This window comes from Butyrivibrio sp. INlla14 (assembly GCF_900102515.1).
GTDB lineage: Bacteria > Bacillota > Clostridia > Lachnospirales > Lachnospiraceae > Butyrivibrio.
The window spans coordinates 44038-63248 of sequence record NZ_FMVS01000003.1; the positions used below are offsets into that span (position 1 = coordinate 44038).

The 19211-nt window shown below is 39.1% G+C and carries 15 protein-coding genes and 2 tRNA genes; 9 read left to right on the forward strand and 8 right to left on the reverse strand.

What is annotated here, in order from left to right:
• Positions 1 to 97: 97 nt before the first annotated feature.
• Both BLO53_RS01535 and BLO53_RS01540 read left to right on the forward strand, forming a co-directional pair.
• Positions 98 to 1879: an MATE family efflux transporter gene (locus BLO53_RS01535; RefSeq protein WP_092058586.1), complete on the forward strand. Its 1782-nt coding sequence runs from the start codon at positions 98 to 100 to the stop codon at positions 1877 to 1879.
• A 29-nt stretch (positions 1880 to 1908) separates the two neighbouring features.
• On the forward strand, positions 1909 to 3462 hold the full coding sequence (locus BLO53_RS01540) for a glycosyltransferase family 2 protein (protein WP_092058589.1): 1554 nt from the start codon (positions 1909 to 1911) through the stop codon (positions 3460 to 3462).
• A gap of 9 nt (positions 3463 to 3471) precedes the next feature.
• On the opposite strand, the gene BLO53_RS01545 is transcribed toward BLO53_RS01540, so the two are convergent.
• On the reverse strand, positions 3472 to 4104 hold the full coding sequence (locus BLO53_RS01545) for an HDOD domain-containing protein (protein WP_092058591.1): 633 nt from the start codon (positions 4102 to 4104) through the stop codon (positions 3472 to 3474).
• Positions 4105 to 4240: 136 nt separating this feature from the next.
• On the opposite strand from BLO53_RS01545, the gene BLO53_RS01550 reads away from it, so the two are divergent.
• Positions 4241 to 5461, forward strand: coding sequence for a MerR family transcriptional regulator (locus tag BLO53_RS01550; protein ID WP_092058593.1), 1221 nt, complete (start codon positions 4241 to 4243; stop codon positions 5459 to 5461).
• Positions 5462 to 5494: 33 nt separating this feature from the next.
• Here the strand turns inward: BLO53_RS01550 and BLO53_RS01555 are convergent.
• Positions 5495 to 5567: transfer RNA gene (locus tag BLO53_RS01555), tRNA-Gly, on the reverse strand.
• A gap of 214 nt (positions 5568 to 5781) precedes the next feature.
• Between BLO53_RS01555 and BLO53_RS01560 the strand changes: the two genes are divergently transcribed.
• The 3 genes from BLO53_RS01560 to BLO53_RS01570 are packed head-to-tail and all read left to right on the forward strand — an operon-like array spanning position 5782 to position 10387.
• The gene (locus tag BLO53_RS01560; RefSeq protein ID WP_092058595.1) at positions 5782 to 7284 is read left to right on the forward strand and encodes a GGDEF domain-containing protein; all 1503 of its coding nucleotides are present in this window, start codon (positions 5782 to 5784) and stop codon (positions 7282 to 7284) included.
• A 9-nt stretch (positions 7285 to 7293) separates the two neighbouring features.
• The gene (locus BLO53_RS01565) at positions 7294 to 8835 is read left to right on the forward strand and encodes a glycosyltransferase family 39 protein (protein WP_092058597.1); all 1542 of its coding nucleotides are present in this window, start codon (positions 7294 to 7296) and stop codon (positions 8833 to 8835) included.
• Positions 8828 to 10387: a glycosyltransferase family 39 protein gene (locus BLO53_RS01570; protein ID WP_092058599.1), complete on the forward strand. Its 1560-nt coding sequence runs from the start codon at positions 8828 to 8830 to the stop codon at positions 10385 to 10387. Before BLO53_RS01565 ends, BLO53_RS01570 begins: the two co-directional genes overlap by 8 nt.
• Before the next feature lies 1 nt (position 10388).
• Here BLO53_RS01570 and BLO53_RS01575 read toward each other — a convergent pair whose 3' ends face one another.
• The 5 genes from BLO53_RS01575 to BLO53_RS01595 all read right to left on the reverse strand — a co-directional run bounded on the left by BLO53_RS01575 (position 10389) and on the right by BLO53_RS01595 (position 16285).
• Positions 10389 to 12401, reverse strand: a complete 2013-nt coding sequence (locus BLO53_RS01575) for an FtsX-like permease family protein (RefSeq protein ID WP_092058600.1) — start codon at positions 12399 to 12401, stop codon at positions 10389 to 10391.
• Positions 12391 to 13161: an ABC transporter ATP-binding protein gene (locus BLO53_RS01580; protein ID WP_092058602.1), complete on the reverse strand. Its 771-nt coding sequence runs from the start codon at positions 13159 to 13161 to the stop codon at positions 12391 to 12393. Before BLO53_RS01580 ends, BLO53_RS01575 begins: the two co-directional genes overlap by 11 nt.
• A 144-nt stretch (positions 13162 to 13305) precedes the next feature.
• Complete coding sequence (locus BLO53_RS01585; protein WP_242875268.1) at positions 13306 to 14223, reverse strand: sensor histidine kinase; 918 nt, start codon at positions 14221 to 14223, stop codon at positions 13306 to 13308.
• The gene (locus tag BLO53_RS01590; RefSeq protein ID WP_092058884.1) at positions 14210 to 14887 is read right to left on the reverse strand and encodes a response regulator transcription factor; all 678 of its coding nucleotides are present in this window, start codon (positions 14885 to 14887) and stop codon (positions 14210 to 14212) included. Before BLO53_RS01590 ends, BLO53_RS01585 begins: the two co-directional genes overlap by 14 nt.
• Positions 14888 to 14992: 105 nt before the next feature.
• Positions 14993 to 16285, reverse strand: a complete 1293-nt coding sequence (locus tag BLO53_RS01595) for an erythromycin esterase family protein (protein ID WP_176757113.1) — start codon at positions 16283 to 16285, stop codon at positions 14993 to 14995.
• 271 nt (positions 16286 to 16556) lie between these two features.
• Here BLO53_RS01595 and BLO53_RS19425 point away from each other — a divergent pair, with 271 nt between their 5' ends.
• The 3 genes from BLO53_RS19425 to BLO53_RS01610 are packed head-to-tail and all read left to right on the forward strand — an operon-like array spanning position 16557 to position 18144.
• Entirely contained in the window at positions 16557 to 17270 is a 714-nt protein-coding gene (locus BLO53_RS19425; protein ID WP_207648454.1) for a hypothetical protein, read from the forward strand.
• 9 nt (positions 17271 to 17279) lie between these two features.
• Positions 17280 to 17744, forward strand: a complete 465-nt coding sequence (locus BLO53_RS01605) for a LytTR family DNA-binding domain-containing protein (protein WP_092058608.1) — start codon at positions 17280 to 17282, stop codon at positions 17742 to 17744.
• Entirely contained in the window at positions 17731 to 18144 is a 414-nt protein-coding gene (locus tag BLO53_RS01610) for a DUF6608 family protein (protein ID WP_092058610.1), read from the forward strand. The genes BLO53_RS01605 and BLO53_RS01610 overlap by 14 nt, the downstream gene beginning before the upstream one ends.
• Before the next feature lie 935 nt (positions 18145 to 19079).
• On the opposite strand, the gene BLO53_RS01620 is transcribed toward BLO53_RS01610, so the two are convergent.
• Positions 19080 to 19153 (reverse strand) — tRNA-Pro (locus tag BLO53_RS01620).
• Between the last annotated feature and the right edge of the window lie 58 nt (positions 19154 to 19211).

The window sequence follows — 19211 nt, forward strand, 5'->3', positions numbered from 1 at the left end:
GGAGAACGAGGCGATTATTACAATTGGCAAATAATATGATTGTAGAGTCGGACTATTTGATTCTGCCATAATTTATTGTATTAGGTAAGGGAATTTTATGGATAAAACAAATCCTTTCGGCTATAACTTTAAGATGACAGCCAAGCTACTGTTCAGGCTCCTTCCTGTGCAGATACTTCTAAGCTCTATTATTACAATAAACGGAATTGTAACCGGCGTTTTTGCTACTAACTATGTTGGCGAAGCAGCTATGGGCGCCGTGGGATTATATAACCCTATAAACTTCCTTGTGAGCAGCATAAGTAACTTGCTCATGATTGGAGCAGTGGTGATATGTGGAAAATACATGGGTAAGAACCAGGTTGATCAGATGCAGAATGTCTTTACATTGGATATAATTCTGTGCACCATCATATCTGCTGTGATTGTTGTAGGTTTGCTTATTTTGGGAATATTTGATTTGACAACCGCCATGTCTCCTGACCAGGCCACAAGGATTGTATTTAACAGATTCTTGCTTGGGCAGGCTATTGGTGTTTTCCCTCTGTTTATAGGCAATCAGCTGGCGGCATTTCTTTCACTTGAAAACAAAGCTATGAGGACTACCGTGGCCAGTATCATATACATAATTGCCAATCTTTTATTTAACTATATCTTTGTGCAAGTAATGCATCTTGAAGCTCTTGGACTTGCTATGGCATCGTCTCTTGGAATGTGGGTATTTATGCTGGTCCAGGCTCAGTACTTCTTTTCAGCCAAGGCATCTATCAGGCTTAAGTTTAAGGGACTTAAATGGGAAGATGCAAAGGAAATGGTGAAAAAAGGAAGCCTTGGTGCTATAGGTAACGGTTATCAGACTATTCGTGGCTTTATCGTAAACGGACTTATCATTTCTTACGTGGGCAGTGCAGGTATTTCTGCGTTTGCAGCTTCAAATGCCATAATGGCTTTTTTCTGGGCAATCCCCGCGGGGATGTTAAATGTCTCAAGGATGCTCATGAGTGTCAGCGTCGGTGAAGAGGACAGGACAACTCTTGCCAATGTCATGAGGACAGCCCTGTTCAGGTTTATTCCGCTGCAATGCGCAATTGCTGCATTTATCATCTTTATGGCAAAACCTTTTACCATGGTTTTTTTTCAAAATCCTGCCGAGCCGGTATTTGATATGACCATGTGTGGATACAGGATACTGCCTATTTGCATGCCGTTTTCTGTATGGCTCATGCACTTTAGCTGTTACGCTCTTGCCTCGGGCAAGCAGTTTATGGTCCACCTGTATGCAATCCTGGACGGATTTGTCTTTGTATGTATCTTCACGGCTTTTTTGATACCATCCTATGGCATGAATGCAGTTTATTATGCAAATGTATTAAACGGTATATTTTGCATGTTAATTGTTATTATTTACGCAATCATCAAGAATAAAAAGATTCCGGGAAATATAGACGAACTCATGGTAATACCTGGTAATTTTGGAGTGGATGACAATCACAGGATAGAACTTAATGTCCACAGGATGGAAGATGTGACAGAAATCTCAGAGGTTGTTCAGAGATTCTGTACAGTCAAGGGCATAGACAAGAGAAGGGCTTATTTTGCCAGCCTCTCTCTCGAGGAGATGGCAGGTAACGTTGTTAGCCATGGGTTTACCATGGATAGTAAGCCTCATAATCTTACTGCCAGGGCAATAGTAAAGGATGAGGATATTATCCTGTCTATCAAGGATGACTGTCAGCCATTTGACCCTGTCCAGAGGCAGAGAATTGCTGATCCTGAAGATAAGACCAAAAATATTGGACTTCGCATGGTCTATAGGATTGCCAAGGATTTTACCTATCAGAATGTCCTTGGGCTCAATGTTCTAACCATAAAGTTGTAAAAGAAGGATATGACTTTTAAGAGGAGCATATGTTTGAAAAACTTGAAAGCCTGTTAACAAAAGGTAATTATAAAGAAGCACTCTATGAGTTTCGAAACCAATACTATCATGCTGGTGAGTTGGACAATGAAAGCGCTGCAAAACTTTGCATTTTGGAGGCTTCTTTATGGGAAGGCCTAAGGGATGCTACAGCAGAATTTGGAGCAATATCCAGGGGCATGAAATATGCCCCGACAAACTATGAGCTATTTTACATGCTTGGTCTTTATTATCGCAATTTAAATGTTAATAAGGCATATCTTTGTATGGAAATGGCTTATTTTTATTGTGACAATGAGGATAAATCTTTAATTGAAGAAACTTTTAATGAGCTTAAGAATTCTCCGGGAATGAGGGTAAGAAACGTCAGCATTCAGATTCTTTCTTATAACGACCTTGAAATATTAAAGTCTTGCATTGAAGCTATAGAGAGTTGCCTCCCTGATAATTCTTTTGAAGTTGTGGTAGTGGATAATGCATCAACTCAGAGCGGTGTAAGAGAATATCTTAAAGGAAAAAGAGATAGCGCATCTTACAGATTTAAGCTGATTGAAAGTGATGAAAATCTGGGATTTCCGAAAGGTAGTAATCTTGGATATAAATACTGTGCCCCTGCTAATGATGTATTATTTTTAAATAACGATGCAGTTCTTACACCAAACGCCCTGTTCTATCTGAGGATGGGACTATATGAGGATAGGAATGTAGGGGCATGCAGTGCTATGTCCAACAGTGCTTCTCGTCAGGAAATTGATCCTTCTTTATTTGAAAAATATGTCGGAGAAGAGCTTTTGCCGGGATGGCACAAGAAGCTGGGCTTTAAGAGGAGTCTTGACATATTTAATAGGTATGCTTTAGATAACAGCTTTCCGGACTTTAAGTCCTGTATAAGGCGATTCAGGTTAACGGGGTTTGCACTTCTTGTTTTAAATGATGCTTTAAAAGAGGTAGCTCCTGATGGGGATGTCTTTGATGAACAGTATTCCCCAGGGTATTTTGAAGATGATGACCTTGGAATAAGATTGGCTGCTCTTGGCTATAGACAATATGTCTGCTCGAATAGTTTTATATATCACGATGGCGGTGAAGGTTTTGAAGGTCACAGTGATTGTTTTGAAATCAATAGAGAGAGATTCAAGAATAAATGGGGCTTTGATGCGTGGAAATATAGCCTTGAATGGGACGAGGCAGTAGCAGCAGTAATAGCTTATGCAAAAGATGCAAAGCGTCCATTGAGGATTCTTGATTTTTCCTGCGGCCTTGGTGCTAATGCATCTTTTATTAAACATGCACTACCTGAATCTTATGTATGCGGAGTCTGCGTCAACTCTTTTGCCGCTCGAATCGCGTGCACTGTAGCTGATGAGACGGCCTGGGGAGACCTCGATACCTGCACTCTTCCCTGGGCAGAGCATTCCTTTGATGTAGTGATCCATGAGAAAGAATCAGTCCGCCGTGCGCGGGCTTCTCAATATTTAATTTGTAATGGTATTATCATTGATGAAGACTTTTTAATGAACTATTGTTCAAAAAATAATAGTTGATATTGGTTACTAACATTGGTTTACCGGTGGTTTCCAGGGTTTAGGACAGAGAAGTGTAGTTCTGCCTATATCCGGAAGAACATCATATATAGAACATCCCATACGCTCTTCAAAATCTTCTTTTATTTTGAAGGCAATCTCCCAGCCTTTTATGTAGCCTTCCATAATTCCGTATCGTCTTGTAACATCAACAAATCTTTTTTCAAGAATTACAAAACCATAATCTGCAGCAAGAGAATCACAGAGCTGGATCAGCTTGTCATAATCATTCGGCTCACCACAATTTATTATGTAATCTTTGATAGCCTTCTCATGTCCTGTTTCGGGCTCGTAGCTAAACTCATTCTGCATGCGAAGATAGGAATGTGTCATGCAAATTCTGGCTGGCTCATCCCATCCTTTTTCCATGCAGTATTTGTATCCCTCATATACATGCCTTGGAATATTTACTATACCTACTCGTCTGCCTATATCATGAAGGAGTCCAAGTATATAGGCTTTCTCTGAATCCATATCATGAATCTTTTCAGCAATGTTACGAGCTGCTATGCCAACATTCTTTGAGTGATCCACCCATGGTCCGGGATTTAGTTTTCTTGCTATTTCTAACTCTTCCAAAGCTTCTTTGACACTTGGAAACATCTGTTATACCTCCAATCTTATCTTGACTATATTCAGGCGCGCACTGAACTTATCATGCTATAATCAGATTATAAAAGGTGACGTTACGTAATCTTCAAGCATTTTTTAACTATAATGCCTAAATGGAGAAAACTTTATGAATAAAAAAGGCTACTATTCATCCGGACAATTTGCTAAAATGGCTCATGTATCGGTAAGAACTATAAGATTTTATGACCAGAAGGGTCTGCTTGTGCCATCTTATATAACCGAATCAGGTGCGAGATTTTACACAGATTACGATTTTGCTATTCTACAGCAGATATTGCTTTTAAAGTACCTGGGATTTTCTCTGGATGAGATAAAAGAAATACCAAATGGTCAGACTGATAATCATTTCATTCTAAATGCCCTAAAGATGCAGAAAAAGCTGCTTTCAGAGCGAATTGATGAAATGAAAAATGTTGAGGCAGGTGTAAATGCCACCATTAAAGCTATAGAAAGCTCTGCCACTCCCGATTGGAAGCAGATGCTTGATCTGATTCACATGACTTCAATGGAGAACAACCTGAAGAGTCAATATCAAAATGCCAACAACATCTCTGCCAGGATAGATCTTCATAACAAATATTCAACAAATAAACAAAGATGGTTTAATTGGGTATTACAGGAATGTGAAATCTCTTCCGGGATGGATATTCTTGAGCTTGGTTGCGGTAATGGAGCATTATGGGCAGAGAATATAAGCGAATTGTCCAAGCGCAATTATACAGATATACAAATAACTCTTTCAGATATCTCTGCCGGGATACTGCATGATGCAAGACAGAATATAGAAAGCGCGGTATCAGCATATTCAAACGAACTACGGGATTTCTCTTTTTCTTACAAAGCATTTGATCTTAATAATATACCATATGAAGATAATTCCTTTGATCTAGTAATTGCGGGTCACGTCCTTTTTTATTGTGAGGATGTCCAACTTGCCTGTAAAGAAATAAGCAGAGTGCTAAAGCCTGGCGGAAGATTTGTCTGCAGCACATATAGTAGTAACCACATGAAAGAGATCAGAGAGCTGGTAAAAGAATTTGATGATAGAATCGTGCTTTCCAGCAATGACTTGTATAAAATATTTGGCTTGGAAAATGGTGCTAACATCCTGCGGAGCGTATTTGAAAAAGTGGAGCTGAAGAAATACCAGGATGAAATAGTCATTACTGACGCCGGCCCGTTAATAGATTATATCTTTTCATGCCACGGCAATCAGAACCACTATCTTCTGAATAGATATGCAGAATTTAAGAATTATATCATTAAAAAGGCAAGTCACGAATTCCACATCACCAAGGATGCCGGGCTTTTTATTTCAGACAATTAAAAAAGGACATCCTCTTGGATGTCCTCACTTTAGAGCGATAGACGGGGCTCGAACCCGCGGTCTCCACCTTGGCAAGGTGGCGCTTTACCAACTAAGCTACTATCGCATATATGTAAAGTCGCTTTCGCGACAGCAAAATAAAATATACACTAGTGGTTTTAGTTTGTCAACAACATTTTTGAAATATTTTTTAAAATTGTTATGTTTTTATAACTTTGCGTACAAATATATTCTTTATTGAAATAACAAGTGTTAAAATTATTCTGAAGGATTGTAACTTTAAATGCATGCAGTAGAGTGATTCTATATGGTATAAAGTTATGACAAGTATCTATAATAATTCATATGAAACATTTCTTGTTAATAACCGGATCAGGATCAACAAGTATCTTAATCTGGCTCTTTGGCTTTGTGCATTGACGGGGCCAGCTATCGCTATTGGCATTTTTTTCCATGCCTTTAAGGATGTTACCTATTCTACCTGTGCAACACTTTCTGCTCTCACTATTCTCGTGGCTCTTATTCACTGGATCCTAATCAATCGCCTCCCAGAATCAGTAATTGGTAGTGTATATGTCTTTTTGGTCCTGGATATACTTTTGGTATATATGGCCTACTCTCACATCCAGATCAGGCTTACCTGGTTTCTTGTACCACTTCTAAGCCTTGCCTACTGCAACTATGGTATTTTCTTTACATCTCTTTTTATTACTTACGTTACTATGTGCCTTTCTTTATACTATACAGCTCCCTTCTATGCTGGACAGCGAGCCGATATATCTTCGTTTAATTACTATTTTGCCAATGTTCTTTCCGGAAGCTCAATAGAAATGACAGTTATGGCTATTGCAGGTGTTGGTATCTTAAAGACTATGCAGAGGCATCTTAAAGAGCTGCTTGGAACCTATAGTGATATCAAGAATCAGGAAACCATGGTCCATGATTCTGTAAACACCTTAAAATCCATGGCGGGTATCTATGATAATGTTAATCTGCTGATCTTTACAAATATGACTGAGGTTGCACTTCGTGGCGCAGATTCTGCAGACAGCACCCATAATATCGAGGGTTGCGACCATACTTATATGGTCAATGAAATGAAGAAAAACATAAGCCCTGATCAATTAGACTCTTTCATGGAATTTACTGATCTTAGGACACTTAGAAATCGTCTCCAAGGTAAAAAATCCATCTATGCAGAATTTATTAACGTTGTCACTGGTTGGTTCCGTGCCCAGTACATCACTGTAGAGACGAGCGAAGATGGCATCCCTCAGATGGTTGTTTTTACAGTTCAGGACATAGAAAAAGATAAACGCAAGGAAAGTAATCTGATCAAAATGGCTCACACAGATGAGCTTACAAAGCTCTACAACCGCAGAAGATACGACGAAGAAATCTGCATATATAGAGAAAACGGCCTTGATCAAGGCTTTTCACTATTGTCTGCAGACGTAAATGGGCTTAAAATTACCAATGATACAAAAGGTCACGCAGCTGGTGACGAGCTCATAAAGGGCGCCGCAGACTGCCTTCATTCTGCTGTTGCTCCTTATGGCCAGGTATATCGTACTGGTGGAGATGAGTTTATGGCTATTCTCCATATAGATGACTATACGGAACTTATCAGTGAAATAGAAGCCCGTGCTAAAATATGGCGCGGAAACTATTCAAACACTCTTTCTATTTCACTTGGATGTGTAAGTCACAGTGAATTTCCTGATCATACTGTCGATGAGCTGGAGCACGTGGCCGACAACCGCATGTATGAAGCCAAGGAGCAGCACTACAAGAAAGCGGGAATTGACAGAAGAAAGAAATAGGACTTGTTCATGGGAAATTACGGGGAGAAAGAGAGACAGGCTTTAGGGGGTATATTTTGCCTTATCTCTATTATATGTTTTGCCTATATATGTAAATTTGCAATGGGAAATGACATCTGGTACGACGAGGTCTTTTCCCTTGCTTTTGTAAAAAAAAGCTATGGTGAGATCATAGCTATGACTTCAAGGGACGTTCATCCGCCCCTTTATTATTTTTATCTAAAAGTAATAACTTCAATAATCTGTGCCTTTGCCGGCACTGATAAGCTTATCATCGCATCCAAAATTGCATCGCTCCTTCCCTGGATTTTCATTTTTATCCTGTCAGTAACCTATATAAGGCGCAGGTTTGGCCTAATGACTAGCGGCCTTTTCATGATGCTTATCACTATGATGCCTCAGATTCCCACCTACTATGTCGAGATCAGAATGTATTCGCTTGCTCTTTTCCTCATCACCTCGGAGATCATGCTTACTCATAATATTCTCAGCGGTGATGACAAAAGAAAAAACGTGACCTGGATATTATTTTTCATGGTTGGTATTCTTACGGCCTACACTCAATATTATGCGTGCATAGCTGTAATTGGTTGCTATGGAGCTCTCTTTATAGGAATTCTTCTAGGTAAACTCAATGATAAGAAATCTCTTTGGGTGCGTTTTTCTGCCAGTGTACTAGCCTCTATCCTGCTATATCTGCCCTGGCTACCACACCTGAAAAATCAGATGGATTCTATTTCCGGCAAGTACTGGATACAGCCTCTGACTCTTAGAAGTATCCTGGGCTGCGCCAAGTTCGTACTTCTTCCTGTGGTTTATATGGGCAATCTGCCTGTAATTTCGGCAGGTCTTTTAATAATAGCGCTTCTGGTACTTACTATCCTCTTTATAAAAAGAGCTACAAAAAGCGATATATCTTTTGCCCTCTGCTGCCTTATGCCTGCAATTATCGTAGTTATCAGCGGATTTATTCTGTCAGCCCTTGGAACTCCTATATTTGTGTACAGATACCTGATTCCTGCTCTTGGCGGATTGTGGATTTTTGTGGCCTACATGTCTGAAAAGGCTGTAAATAAGCCTCTTTTAGTACTTCTATTTATACCAATGCTTATGGTATGTGGCCTAAATATGAAAGGCCTTGGAGACGAGGAAGGCAATAAGCTTGCTCAGATGCAGCTTGCATCACCTGCCCTTAGCGAAATTCCAGAAGGATCGATCATTATCACAAACTTTGACCACGTGTGCGCTGTCACTTCCTTTTACAGGCCAGATTGTCAGGTATATATGTATGAAGCAGAAATTGACCCACTTTTAAAGGATATGATGGGAAATATCACGGATAATATCGATGAGTCCAAGGTAAAGTCACTGGTAAAAGATGAAAATGCCCCAGACTCACAGAACGTATACTTCTTTGGAAGCTTTAACTCAAGAGAGGAAATTGTTGATAACTGGGCAAAAGAGGGCATAACCAGCCCGCTTTCAGGTAGTTTCCTTATAGAGAGATATTGGATAAATATTTACAGATTAGAAGGATTGGATAATGAATAAGAACAGACTAGTAGACACCATAAAGGAACATCTTGCGGCAGCAATACTCATTGGAATTGTAGCTATAATCTACATTATCAACATGTTTAAAAATGGCCCCTGGTATGATGAGCTTTATACCTACTACTATTTTATCAGTAGAGGCCCCATCTATGCTGCAATCCACTGGCCCGTTCCAAACAATCATGTGGGTTATTCTGTACTGTCCGCATTTCTTGATTTCTTTGGTAATCCTTATGTGGGTCTTCGCGGCATTTCAGTGATCTGCGGAGTAGTTAATCTTTCACTTATCTATTATTTGTGCAATAAATTCATGAATAAGTTTTTTGCCTTTTCAGCCATGGCCCTGTACGCCGGTTCCTACCTGCCCTTCAGGCTCTCTTTTCAGGGAAGAGGTTATACTCTGGCTGCCTGCTGTCTTCTGATATCCACTTGTGCCATCTATAAAATATCCCTTGGAGACTGCAGATTAAGGTACAATGTGACCTTTGCTACTGCCCTTACACTTGGGCTCTATACGGTGCCAAGCTCCATTTACTGGGTTATTCCAGTATGTATTTCAGGTGGTCTTTTTCTTCTCTTGAAAAAGAGATATCGTGATCTGTTCAGGCTTATTGCCAGCGGTCTTATGGCGGCTATAGCAACTTTCTTTTTATACCTTCTGATATGGCTAGCTATTGGTGCTAATCTTCTTAGCAAAGACTCCAAAAGCGCCTATTATGGCCTGTCTCAGGTAAAGATTATTCTAAAAGCTCCATTTTCTGCAGCTGGAACCGGAATTGATTATATGCTGGCATCTCCTTATATCCAGAGTATCGACAGGCTGGAGTGCATAAAAAAGCTTCCTGAATACTTCATATCACTTCTTGGAAACTTCTACGCAAATACCGGCGTTTTGCTTCTTGTTCTGACTGTGCTAATTCTAGTGCTTAATATTGTTATCGCCGTTAGAAGCTGCAAAAATGGTGGTAATGCTTTTCTTTCTCTTTTTGCCTGCTGCGGACTTTTAGTTGTGCCTGTTATGCTGATCATCCAAAGTGTTCATCCTTATCTTCGAGTACTGAGCTTTTATGCGATTTTTCTTTTTATAGGGCTTCTAAATGCCATGTCTGAAACTTCCACATGGCTTAACAAAAAATCTGTCTCCTGCGGTCTTGGAGTACTGATGTTTATTATGTCTATTGCCATTTGCCTCTCTAACAGCCTTGGTGGCTACTACAATGGTCCTCTTGCAGAAAGAGAAAATGATATCAATAAGGCTCTTTCCCAGATGGAGAATGTAAGCCAGATTGATACCATTTTTTATACAGATGATTTCCAGAAATATGTTCTGAAGTTTTATTATGATGTAAATCCCCAGGAAGTTTACGTCATGGAGGATGCTGCTTATGTCATCACTGGCCCTGAATTTTGGGATAATACCAATGTTTCTCCCGAGTGGCCTATTCTATATGGCTACAGCGATGGTTTTACAAATTATGTAAACTCTGGCATGACGAAAATAGCTGGATCAGAAACCTATTCTATCTATAAGAAAAATACTGAGCATTAAGTCATTTTCCATATACAATTTCGTAATACTGCCTTGATGTTATATGATAAACAAGCGCATAAGTACCTAGGAATATGAGACTTACAATGGCAATTGCCAGATTGAAAGTAAATGTGTCAACGTAGAGGATCATGGCAAGGAATAGCCTTAATATCCTGCTTGCGAAAATAATGTGGATAATTGCGCATACCGCAGGCAGGAAAAACATTATCATAACCTGATTTCTGATGACGCCTTTTGCTTCCTTGACGGATAAGCCTGCGTTTGAGAGGATTTCAAATCTCTTTTTATCTTCTATGCCTTCTGACATCTGCTTGTAGAAGATTATCATCACAGTTGCGATGAGGAAAAGAGCTGCAAGGAAAATTCCAACAAAGAATGTTCCGCCATAAATACTGTAAAATACTTTCTGTTCTTCTGCCTTGTAGCCAACCTCGGCGTTTTCAAGTTTAGAAGATAGTTCATTTCTGACAATATCTACCTTGCTCTTGTCAACATCCTTTGGAACATTAAATCCAAGATAACAACCATCGTATCCATCAAGCAAGGCCTTTTCTCCATTTAGACAAGTGTTCTTGGCTTCTATGAGAGCCTCAATCTCTTTTTCATCAGAAACTACGATTATGTCTTTTGAAAATAGTCCCATGGCTGGATCAAAGGTCTCTACAAGACATTCGTTTCCAATTTTCTCTTTTACCTGATAGTTCTTATCAAATATTGAAAGGATGCCCTTTTTAACCTTATCTGCAGAGCTGTAGCGGAGTATCTCGTTCTGGCCAAGGCTTATATTATCACCAGTGTATGCATTATACTGTTCGGCTGTGATCATATACACAACTCTCATCTGTGAGAAATCTGCAGTCATTCTGGTTAAAGGTGAAAGTCCTTCTCCATCTGCAAAGCACAGATCTTCATGGTAGAGTCTTACTATTTTTTCTGTTCCATCTACATTTCCCGCCAAAAGGGCTTCATCTAATGATTCTTCTAAGCTTTCGCTGGTTTTACTCCCATCATTTTTACACCAGGTCACGATATCTCGCCTATACATGCTGTTTATATTCTGCTCGCCCAGCATTACAAGAGAACTTGAGCACACCATCAAAAGGATTACGGCTGTGGATAAAATACATATAGATGCAAGTCCCGCAGCGTTGTGCTTCATTCTGAAAATAAGGTTTGAAAGGCTGATAAAATGCTTTGTCTGGTAATAATATTTTTTATTCTTCTTGAGCATCTTGAGGACAAATATAGTTCCTGCAATGAACAGCGCATAAGTTCCTATAGTTACAAGAACGATTGCTGTAAAGAGTGAACTGATAGCAGAAAATGTGTTTTCAATATTGACTGCTATAAAGTAACCTGCAAAAAGAGTTACTGCGCCGATCACAAGTAGAACCCACTTTGTCTTTGGCTCTTTTTCTCCAAGATTCTCACTCTTTAAGAGGTCGATTGGATTGCCCAGGCGAACTTCCAAAAGGTTGAAAACAAAGAGGCTGATAAATATAAGTCCAAAGAATACGACTGTAATTACTGTTGCCTTTAGAGAAAACTCCATTCCCTTTACAACAGGCTGGTGGACCAGCTTATACAGGAAAAGAACTACAAGTTTATTCACAAAAACGCTGGCAAGTATCCCTAGTACCATAGCAGATAGCGCCTGAACGCCGCTTTGTATCAGGAGAACTCTGCTGACATTTTTCTTGCTAAGGCCTAAAACTCCATAAAGTCCGATTTCTTTTTTACCTGACTTCTGTACGAACCTGTTGCCATACATGAGAAATATTACTGAGAAGATTGCTACTGCAATACTTCCAAAGCGCAAAAATAATACGATGTAGTCTGCTCCGTAGAACATTGGATGTCCATTACTTACAAGAAATCTGCTGTAAATAAGCGACATCAAAATGTGGAAAACCATTACTGTTATTGAACTTACTAAAACGTAAGGCAATATAGTTTTTTTGTTATTCTTAAGACCGTTAAAGGCAAGTCTTCCTAGGAGATTACTGGTCATTTTCTTCTCCTCCCCTCATGAGAACTGTCACTGAATCGCAGATTTTATCCAACATCTCGCTTCTGGACATCTGACCTCTGTAGATCTGGTGGAAAACTTCTCCATCTCTTATGAACATTACTCTGTCGGCGTAGCTTGCAGCCACATTACTGTGGGTAACCATTAGGATTGTCTGGCCGCTTTTGTGGATATCTCTCAGCTGATGCATGAGATTTGTTGCTGCCTTGGAGTCAAGAGCTCCTGTAGGCTCATCTGCAAGAAGGATCTGAGGCTTAGTAATAAGAGCTCTTGCTACCGCTGTTCTCTGTTTCTGTCCACCTGAAACCTCGTATGGATACTTATGAAGAAGCTGCTCTATACCCAGTGTTTTTACCAAAGGCTCGACTTTTGCATCCATTGTCTTATAGTCTTCACCTGCAAGAACAAGTGGGAGTTTGATATTGTCTTCAATCGTGAAGTTATCAAGAAGATTGAAGTCCTGGAAGATAAATCCAAGGTTATTTCTTCTCATGATAGCTCTTTCTCCGTCCTTAAGTGATGAGAAGTCTTTTCCATTTACCAGAACCTTACCTGCTGTTGGAACATCAAGGCTTGCAAGGATATTTAAAAGAGTTGTCTTGCCACTTCCGGACTCTCCCATAATTGCAACAAACTCGCCTTTTTCAACACTAAAATGAACATCTTTAAGGGCTGTAACTGACTCAGTACCCATTCTTGTTTTATATACTTTTTTTACATGATTTACTTCTAAAACTGACATTGTTTTTTCCTCCACTATTTATCTCGTCTCTCGACAATATAAGGTTATCAAAAAAGGAAATGCGCTGCCTTTTATTTGGCTTACATTTCCTTTGTTCTGGCTTACATTTTTGTAAGGTTAAGGCACTTTTAAAATCGAATTCTATCAATATCTCTTTACATCACTGGCAGATATCTTCTCTCGCAGAACTGAGATAATAACGTCAGTTCCGCGGCCCACCTCAGATTCAATACGGATCTTGTGGCCAAGTTTATCGCAAACTCCCTTGCACATATATAGTCCAAGGCCACTGGCTTTTTTATCGATTCTGCCATTGTAGCCGGTATAGCCCTTTTCAAATACTCTTGGAAGGTCTTCGCTCTTAATGCCAACACCGGTATCTCTTATTACAATTTCGATTCCAGCATTATCTCTTGCAAAGATCTTAATTCCGCCTGTCTTTGTGTATTTAAGCGCATTTGACAAAACCTGCTCCAGCGCAAAAGAAAACCACTTCTCGTCTGTTAGTATCTCTTTATCAAGATCTTCAAGTTCCACTGTCAGATGCTGATAAATAAAGATTGTTGAAAACTTTTTTACCACCTGTTTGATAAGGGGCTCAAGCTGGCATTTCTCGAGGACCATATCCCCTGACATGTCCTCAAATCGCAGATAATTAAGAGCCATGCTGACATAGTTTTCTATTTTAAAGAGTTCTCTTTTACAATCTCCGATAGAAGGCTCTTCGTCCTGGAAAAGGAGCTTAAGAGCTGCGATCGGAGTCTTTATCTGATGAGCCCACAGAGCAAAAAAGTCCTCTTTTTCCCGCATCTGTTCCCATCTGGTATCCCTTATATCCTCTGTTTCTTTGTCTTTAGTATTAGTATCAGAAATATCTTTCTTATTCTTTCTATAACTAATTACAGAAGCTACAACTGTAAGCAGAAAAAGAAAGCTAATTTCATAAAATAGAAATTCGCTTTCTATGTTGTATAAAACGCCTGCAATTATGAGTACCGCTGCCAGTAATGCATTGGTTACTATGAGCACTTTATTCTTTTCCCAGAATTTATTCTTCCCCAACAATGTATCCCATTCCTCTCTTGGTAGCTATGAAATCCTCAGCTCCGGCAGCATCGAGCTTTTTGCGGATTCTGGTAACGTTGACAGTTAGTGTATTATCGTCAACAAACTCATCTGCTCCCCAGAGCCTCTCCATGATTGTTTCTCTTGAAACCACTTTTCCCTGCTGCTCCATCAGGGTTTTAAGAATCAGGTATTCATTTTTGGTAAGATCCAGTCTGTTGTTCCCTACGTTTGCGGAAGTATCGTCCAGGTTTAGTCTTACATTTTTTACCTCAAGCTCATGAACTGCAATGCTCTCTCCATAACTCCTGCGAAGGATTGCCTGGATCTTGGCTGTCAGAACCTGCAGGTCAAAGGGCTTGGCAATAAAGTCATCCGCTCCCATATTCATGGCCATTACTATATTCATGTTGTCATCAGCTGATGACAGGAACACAATGGGAACCTGGGATATCTTCCTGATCTCGCTGCACCAGTAAAATCCGTTATAGGCAGGAAGTTTTAAATCCATAAGAACTATATCGGGCTGCGCTTTCTCAAATTCCCCAATGATATTCTGAAAGTCCTGAGCCTTAAATGACTTCATCTGCCAGGTTTCAAGGTGCTTGGCAACCTGCCCTGCTATTATTTCATCATCCTCAACAATAAATACTTTTCTCATACACTCGCCTTTCATCATCTAGTCTTCTTCGATTCTAATTCGAAAAACGATTGTTGTCGAGCATAGCAAAACATACATATCACTGGAAATATTTTTTTTGCACACTTAGTACTGTGGTGAAGTCGCAGAAACGCTATAGTAGTAGATCATTCCATCATAGAGGTCAGCTGGTGCCATCTCAATTCTGTAAGCAAAATGCGCAAGATAATACATATCTGATACTGCCTCTCCAAGAGTTCCCATTGATACATTAGAATGAACCAGGCCATAAAGTTCCTTGTTATCCTCAGAGGAAATGCTCTCAAAATCCAGATAAAATCTCTTATCTTCCATGTACTTGGCCTGATAAGCTATAGGATCAGCTGTAGTAAAGAAAAAGTCCTTTCTCTTATACTCATCAGAAATCATGCTTTCTACTCTTGCATTTGTTTTCCCTTTGAAAAAGTCTGTACCAAGGCTGTAGTATGCATCACCAAATTTTTCTTTAAGTAGGCCTCCCATTGTTACAGATTGCACCATACTATGTGGCTTTTTGGAAATATGTCCATCATGAGCTGCAAGCATGATCTTACCTGCTCCGATTTTCTTTTCAAGCTCAAGAATCCATGATACATTGTCAGCCATTGCCCTATCTCTTGCTGCTAATGTAGCCTTATCAGCAAACACATAGTCAACACATGTAGCAATATTATCGGCAGCTTTAGTAGCGAAAATGACATCTAAGTCCTGATCATTTGCAGCTGAAGAAGTTACCTCTTTTTTGATATCTTCAAGCTCTTCTTTAACCTTTTTAACATGATCTTCTGTCATGGACTCAGTTCTGTTCTCATCAATAAAATAGTCAATTTCTGAAGTCTCTTTGACAGTAATGTTGTTGTTCTTCATGTAGTCATATAGGTACTCTACACTCTTTTCCGGATTCTGCATGTCAAAGCCGTAAAATCTTATCTTCTTATCTTCTGAAACAGAAGCGTTATACTCTCTCATCCAATCAAGAAGATCTGCCATCTGCTGGGTGTGATATATATTAAAACTTAGATTATTAGCAATTTCTCTGGCATCACCTTCTCCGCCCTGAACAAATTCATTGGCTCTAAGGCAATCTCCGAAGTCTGCTTCAAGGCAGAACGCACTATATTCCTCTTTTTCCACAAGCATTTTGAAAACATCAAGCTTGGACTCCTGAAATTCCACGCTTCCATGTGTTGCCTCTCCAAGACCTACAATCTGCACGCTGTCAGGTATGTCTATTTCCGATACAGCTACTGCGCTTTCAACCACAGTTTTATTCTTATGCATAGCAAGGACTGTCTTATAATTTAGTCCTACAACCAGCAATGCGCTGATCACTAATACAATAATCAATGATACTTTTCCAATCTTTTTTAACACTTTCATTTTCATACTCCTTTTTAACGTGTCATCAGGAATATTTTCCCGCACGTATTATGTTGACTTAACATTTTCCGACAATGAAATGGTAACAAAAAAGGAAATGCCCTGCCTTTTATTTGCCTTACATTTCCTGTCAGTTACCTTACATTTTTGTAAGGGATTGCAACTTAAACACTCCTGATTGCAACTTAGCACCCAAATTATTGTAACTAAGACCCCTACTTGGTAATGTGTGTATATCAAATGAAACCACTACTGAAAAGGAGTTTTTACCATGAATACACAAACACTTACAAAGAAAAGAAACAGATTTTTCCAGGGACTTGATTTCCTCGGCTACTCTTTATCGACTTTTGGTGTAATCGGCTTTGAGCTTTTACTTACTTATGTTATTGAATTTAACATATACGGATACAGTGATTGGAAGAGTTATGCTCCATGGCAGAACATTCTTCACTGGATACTGACCTGCATCGTATGGGGCCTTGGCGGAATGTATGTTGTCAAAGATTGTGCTCGCAAATCAGATGTGAACCTTATCAAGGACTTTAAACAAAAAAGCCTGTTACAGGGCGCAAAAGAGATGTCTCTTTTGCAGTGGGTTCTTCTCGTTACAGGAACAGTACTCATACTAATATCTACTTGGATCGACTGGGACGGCAGCAAGGTCCTTAAAGAATATAGTAGCAAGGGAATAGTTCTTTTTACATTCCAGTATATTTACTACCTTTTCGAGGTTTTCCTCGTGCTTCTTATCATTGTTTTTGGCCAGTATGCGTTTGAAAAATGGTTTAAAAATGATAAGATTCCCTATGGAGGAATTGTAGTAGCACTTACATGGGGACTTGGCCACTGGCTCACAAAGGGATCTCTGATGACAGGAATTTATACAGCATTTGGTGGCTTCGTATTCGGTGGAGCATATCTTCTCACAAAAAGAAATCTGAAGCTTTCCTACTTATTCCTCTGCATCATGTTTATTTTATAAGGGGTTACAATGAAGTTTCTTAAGACCAAAGAGGAAAATCTTGACGAAAATTACCTAGAATTACATTACGATGAGATAGATAGTGAAACGGCCGCAGTTCTTGAAAGACTGCGGCCTGCACTTAAATACATAGAAGGAATCTCTGATGGGAAGAGGGTGACATTTCCTCTTTCTTCCATTTTTTATTTTGAAACTGTGGACCGCAAGACCTTTGGCTACACCAGTAACACCTATCTTGAGGTAAAAGAGACACTTCAGAATATCATTGATGACCATAAAGAAGCTGGATTTGTGCGCATCAGCAAGTCCTGCATAGTTAATCTCTACAAAATAAAACGCCTTCAGGGGGACCTCAATATGAGGACTCTTATATATCTCAAAAACGACGAGTGCATCGTTATGAACAGAGGCTACAGGGCAGAATTCTACCAGGCTCTTAAACACATACAGGAGAAAAAGCATGAAACTAATTAACAAAAATAATTTTATATCCATCGTCTGTGTAACCTTCACACTTATAGTATGTGGAAAACTTATCCTTGAAAAGATTACAGGCTTTGTAGATAAGAATTACACAGAGAATATATTTATGTGTCTTGGAATTTCTATTCTTGCCACATTTATTTTATCGCTCCATTATTATCTGCAGCGTTTTCCTTTTATCCCAGTGGTCATCGGACAGTACCTTGCGCTTATTGGCTTCGTCTTTTTGGGCATATGGATATTGGGACATTTTACAGAAAACTCCCCATCCGCTTACCACGACATGTTTGTCTCTGTAACTATTCCCTATGTTATTGGCGCTGTAGTTTATTACATAAGCTACTTTATGGAGATAAAGAAGGCAAATGAAGTATTCAAGAAGCTGAACTAGCGGCTCTGCAATTATAACACCTACGGTAATGAACCATCTAATTACCTCAGGCGTTATTTTTTTGTACGTAAGTTTTTATTTTATTAAATGAAGGCTCGTTAACGAGTGACTGGGGCCTTTTAGAATTGAATTTACATCTATTTTGCATTTTTTAGAAATCCGGATAAGGTAAAAAAATTCCAATACATCTAAAATTCTCTTTCTAACAAAAAAGTTGTAACAAAAAGTTGAAATCTCCGTTACTGCACCTGTTCACGCTAATACTCTTACATCTTTTTTATTTGTTTTTCACGTACAGATGTAGTTTTGCATCGAAGATGCCTGGATAAATCATTGTTCACCTTCAATTGCTACAACTTTTTTGTCGAAAGCAAAATTAAAGATGTACTGCAAAAAATTGCACTCATCTTTTTTGATGAAAATAATAATCTAGATGTACAATACAGAAATATAGCCCCCGTAAAGACCCGCAAAGGCCAAATGCCTGCATCATCATATGTTCCGAATTAAATTTATGACAGGTATCAAGTATCTGTTTCAGTTTTTCTTTCATTCCGGTCCTTTCTTCTCCAATGCTTATATGAAATACCTTCTGTTTTATGAATTCTAGACTTTTTTCAGAATTCAGACTCATTTTCCTTTTTGCTTAATATGAGTCATTAAAAATTCTACCGTGCAATGACTCATATTCTGGTTGTTTGTGTTTTGAGTCAACACATTTTGAGATTTTAATTGACCGCAATATGAAAATATAAAAAATAGGTCAAGCAAATAGCCGTAGACGATTGACTCCTAATGAAACTTTCGGATAATGAGTCAATGGTTTACCTGATTTGATATGACCGCAAGTTGCAAAATAAGAAATTGAGTCAATCATTTATCATTGCTTACAGACATTGGTAAAAAAATAGATAGAAAAAAGTTAGAACTGAGAATCGAGGCGACAAGATTCGAACTTGCGACCTCTGCGTCCCGAACGCAGCGCTCTACCAAACTGAGCCACGCCTCGATAAAGATGCTGATGCATGTTAATATGCATCAGCACTGAAAATTGTATTATTTTATCA